Source organism: uncultured Dialister sp. (assembly GCF_900541605.1).
Classification (GTDB): Bacteria; Bacillota; Negativicutes; order Veillonellales; family Dialisteraceae; genus Dialister.
Map to the genome: position 1 here is coordinate 1 of NZ_UQKJ01000141.1, position 4,435 is coordinate 4,435.

2 protein-coding genes and 1 tRNA gene are annotated in these 4,435 nt (G+C 57.0%); 2 read left to right on the forward strand and 1 reads right to left on the reverse strand.

Going from position 1 to position 4,435, the window contains the following annotated elements; all coding sequences use genetic code 11:
• Positions 1–294 precede the first annotated feature (294 nt).
• Entirely contained in the window at positions 295–1,371 is a 1,077-nt protein-coding gene (locus QZR21_RS08185; RefSeq protein ID WP_296974838.1) for a 3-dehydroquinate synthase, read from the reverse strand.
• Between the two features lie 1,512 nt (positions 1,372–2,883).
• On the opposite strand from QZR21_RS08185, the gene QZR21_RS08190 reads away from it, so the two are divergent.
• Both QZR21_RS08190 and QZR21_RS08195 read left to right on the forward strand, forming a co-directional pair.
• Positions 2,884–4,044, forward strand: coding sequence for a hypothetical protein (locus QZR21_RS08190; protein ID WP_296974841.1), 1,161 nt, complete (start codon positions 2,884–2,886; stop codon positions 4,042–4,044).
• A 72-nt stretch (positions 4,045–4,116) separates the two neighbouring features.
• Positions 4,117–4,193 (forward strand) — tRNA-Arg (locus QZR21_RS08195).
• Positions 4,194–4,435 lie beyond the last annotated feature (242 nt).

Genomic DNA, 4,435 nt, shown 5'->3' on the forward strand with positions numbered 1-4,435 from the left:
CACCTGACCCCGCCGCGGAGCGGCTGTTCCGCTCAAGGCTCAAGGCACAAGGCTCAAAGCCCAAAAGAAAGAGTTGAGAAAAGAGATTTGAGAGTTGAGGGCCCCGCGGCTTCGCCGCAAATATTCATGCTTACAGATAGAGTCATTCGTGCGGGGGCTCCTGGCTGATGGAATTGGCCTGAAAGGCCTGACCGGCCCAAGGCCCAAAGCCTCTGCCCGTTCGCACGCCATTTCTCCAATAAAAACCCCCGCAAGACTGTCCATACAGCCTTGCGGGGGTTTCGTACATACTGTTTATTTCTTCAAAAACCGTCCCAGCTCCTTCACCGGCATGGTGTAGAGGAAGCCTTCCCCGATTTCCCTGATCAGGGTGATCTGGATCATATCGCCCTTAATCTTCTTGTCGTGTTTCATGGACTCGAAGAGGATATCATCGGGAATGGAGGTGCTGATGGGCAGGGACAGGGATTTCAGCACGTACTCCAGACGGGAGGTGGTGCCCCTCTTTGTGAGGCCCTCCAGCTCGGACCGCCGGGTGATGAGGTACATGCCGATGGCCGTGGCCTCGCCGTGGGTGATGCGGGCATCGTTGTACCGGTAGCACCGTTCGATGGCGCCGCCGATGGTGTGGCCGAAGTCCAGAATCCGCCGTTCACCCTTGGACAGGGGGTCCACTTCCACGTAGTGGGCCTTGATGGTGACGCAGCGGCGGATGATTTCCGGAAGCACCCGGTAGATTTCTACATCGGAGGACACCTTTTCGAAAAGCTCGAAGAGGTTCCTGTCCGCCACGCAGCCCAGTTTCACCGCTTCCCCGAGGCCGTTGTGGAAATACCGGCGGGGCAGGGTCTTTGCCATGCCGGGATCCACGAAGACGCCCTTCGGCTGGTAGAAGGTGCCTACCGCATTCTTGCCGGCCCCCTGGTCCAGGTCCAGGGTAATTTTTCCGCCGATGGAGCTGCCGATCTGGGACAGCACGGACGTGGGGAACTGGATGTAGGAAATGCCCCGGTGCCATGTGGCGGCGGTGAAGCCGGTGATATCGCCTACCACCCGTCCACCAAGGGCGATGAGTACGTCATCGCTGCCCAGGCCGAAGTCCGCCAGGGCGCCGTAGACTTTATTGATGAGATGGAGATTCCGGGATTTATCACTGGAAGGCACCACAATCATCTGGGTCTGGAGACCCGCATCCTCCAGGGAACGGACAAGGTCCGTGCCGTAGAGCTTATCGATACCATCTTCTGTGATGATGGCGGCCTTTGAAGCCCCCGTCAGATCCCGGATTGCCGGCCCCGCACGGCCCACCAGTCCGTTATCGATCAGGATGTCGTAAGAATCGCTGCCAAGATTAATATGAATCTTATCCATATCCGAATCACCTCTTCTAAATATTCTTAATCTGCCTTTATTATAAACCATAGAAGAAAGGGTGAACAGGTGGGTCCTGTGGCTGAGCGTCGTGCGAACAGGTGGGGGCTTTTAGCTTCCAGCTTCTGGCAGCCAGGAAAGCTGGTCCGCCTGCGGCGCTTGTATGGCTGAGCGTTATGCGAACGGGCGGGGGCCTTGAGCCTTTTGCCTTGAGCTGGACAGCCGCTCCGCGGCCGGGGTCTTATGGCTGAGCGTTATGCGAAGGTTAGGGATTCCAGCTGCATAAAAGAGTTGAGGCCCCGCGGCTTCGCCGCCGTTGGAATCCTGATGACTCTGTCCCAAAAACGTGCAATTGACTCTGCAGGAGGCTCTCTTCCCAGAAGAGAGCTGTCCACCGGACTGAGAGATGGTGATGGAAGAGCCGCAGGCTGAGGGAGTGTATTTGCCGCGAAGCGGCTATCCAACCAGCCACCGGCCACTGATTCACTGCAGGAGAACGGCGGTTGAAAAACCCTGTATTCCCGAGCACAAGAAAGATTTCTCGACCCCTCGAAGCTGTAGCGATTTTGGACTGCATTCTCATATGGCATGCTCCCACCGCTCGAAATGACGGAATACGGATAGGGCCACTCTTCATAATGTACCTTTTTACGAAAATGACTCCATCCCTTCCCCGTCATTTCGAGCGGTGGTAAGCGCCGTGATGATAGTAACTATAAGAATCGTATGTGAGAAAGAGTCGAGAAATCTCCCTGGTAAATGCCTGTGACGGTGTTACAACGTTTTCTGCTGGGAAAAACCCTGTATTCCCGATCACAAGAAAGATTTCGGGGCTCATCGAAGCTGTAGCGATTTTGACGGTATTCTCATGCGTACCACCCGAGGGGAAGCGTGTCACTGGATTCTCGGTTGCCTGCGGCTCCCTATGAATCCAGTTCCCTTGCCACCGCTCGAAATGACGATTATCGTTTATCGTCAGCCAGTCCTGCTGGCGGAATGCGGATGGGGTCACCTGGAGCGGGGGCTTGAGTCGGACGGCTTTGCGGCGGGGACATCAGACGGTCAGACGGCAGACCGGTCCCGCGGCTTTGTCGCAGATGGGATCCTGATGACTCTAACCCCAAAACAGACAATTGCCTCTGCAGGAGGCCCCTTCCTCGGGAAGGGGCTGCCCAACGGGCTGGGGTTAGCTGGTGGAAACTGATGGGATTGGGCCCAAAGGGCCTAACCAGCTTTCCTGGCTGCTAACAGTCAGCAACTGGAAGCCCCACCCGTTCATACGCAAGTTCAGCCAGTCCTGCGCCGCAGGCGGATCAGCTTTCCTAAAAGCTGGCAGCTGGAAGCCCCGCTCGTTCGCACGCATCTTACCCATCCATTTGCCGCGGAGCGGCTGTGGACCTCAATCTCGGCCTCGATCTCAATCTCATATAATCCCTCTTTTCAAAAGGCCATAATCTGCATATAATTAATACTGGAATATCAGCAGTCAAACGGAAAGAAAGGAGGCGGCCCATGGGGTTATCGGTGAGGGATATCCTGATCCTGGACTACTTCGACGGCAAGCCGGTGCACCATCGCATGCCGCCCTATAAACTGAATATCTACGGCAGCGATGCGAACGACCGGATCGACGAACTCATGGCGGACGGCTGGATCCGGGCGAGCCGCCCCCAGGAGACGGTGAACATGCTGCCGGACAAAATGCTCTCCGATTTCCTGAAGCGCTACGGTCTGTCCGGCGAAGGCACCCATGCAGAGCTCACGGGCCGGGTGATTTCCAAGATCCCCGAGAAAGACTACGCCCATGGAGTGCCGAAAATCTACGTCCTCACGAAGGAGGGCAAAGCGGAAATCGGCCACCACATGGCCTACGTGCTGAATGTTCGGGAAAGCTACGGCCTCACGGAAGGGGAAATCGGGGAATCCCAGAATGCCCTGTCCCAGCGGGGCGAGCCTTTTACCGCCCGGGACATCCTGAGCCGAGCGTTCCAACAGAAAATCAACCTTTATACCATGGCCGGCGAATGGTCGAAACTCCGGAATACCTACTACACCGTGGCGAACTTCTACCTCCGGGCCCACGACAACAGCAGCGCCCTGTCCTACCTGTACCTGGTGTTCTTTATGGACATGTCGGGCATGGGCAATAAGAATAACCTGGTCCCCTACGAAAACCTCTTCCCCACCCAGAAGGGCATGATCCTCCTCATGGACGAGATTCGCAAGGAACTCCGGATGACCATGGACGATGTGAAGACCTCTTTCCTCTCCTCCATCGCCCGTCTGGCGCCGCGGCTTCCCTTCTCCTACTTCTCTCCCCAGATGATGGGCTCCATGCTTCTGGAACGGCTCCGGGGACAGGACTTCAACGGCACAAGGTACATTGCAGACCGAAACGTGCCGGACCCCTCCTCCAAGGCCTACCACTACGTCCCCTACGGCAGGAGCGAAGCCCACACCCCCGTACACCATGCGCCGGTGGTGAAACCGAAAATCATGGCACCTCCGGTACTCCGAATGCCCACCTTCACCGCCCCGCCGCCCTTCCGCCCCAGCGAAGGGGCCTTCCCCCATCCCACAGTACCGAAGCCGGAACCGGAAACCCCGGTCCAGCCAAAGCCGGTGAAAGAAGAAAAGAAGGGCCTCTTCTCCAAACTGAAGCACCTCTTCTAGGAAGATAGGGGCATGCAGGGAAGCCATGCTTCCCTTTACAAAATCCCCTATATTATGTAAAATAACAGTAATGCGTTTGTAGCTCAGCTGGATAGAGCAGCGGTTTCCTAAACCGTGTGTCGGGGGTTCAAATCCCCCCAAGCGCACCAGAAAATGCAGCACTCCCATGAATTTGGGAGTGCTTTTTTGCTGCTCCTATGTGGCTGGACGTACATGGGAACAGGTGGGGCTTCCAGCTTCTGGCGGCTGGCAGCCAGGGCCGGTCCGCCTGCGGCGCTGGTCAGGGGACGGTTGGAGTCACTGGGGCGGGGCCTTGAGCATTGAGCCTTGAGCCTTGAGCGGACCGGCCGCTTCGCGGCGAAGGCATCAGACGGTCAGACATGGGATACCG

Excerpts from the sequence above, each read along its gene's own strand:
- QZR21_RS08185 (WP_296974838.1), bottom strand. The coding sequence starts at position 1,371 with ATGGATAAGATTCATATTAATCTTGGCAGCGATTCTTACGACATCCTG.
- QZR21_RS08190 (WP_296974841.1), top strand. The coding sequence starts at position 2,884 with ATGGGGTTATCGGTGAGGGATATCCTGATCCTGGACTACTTCGACGGC.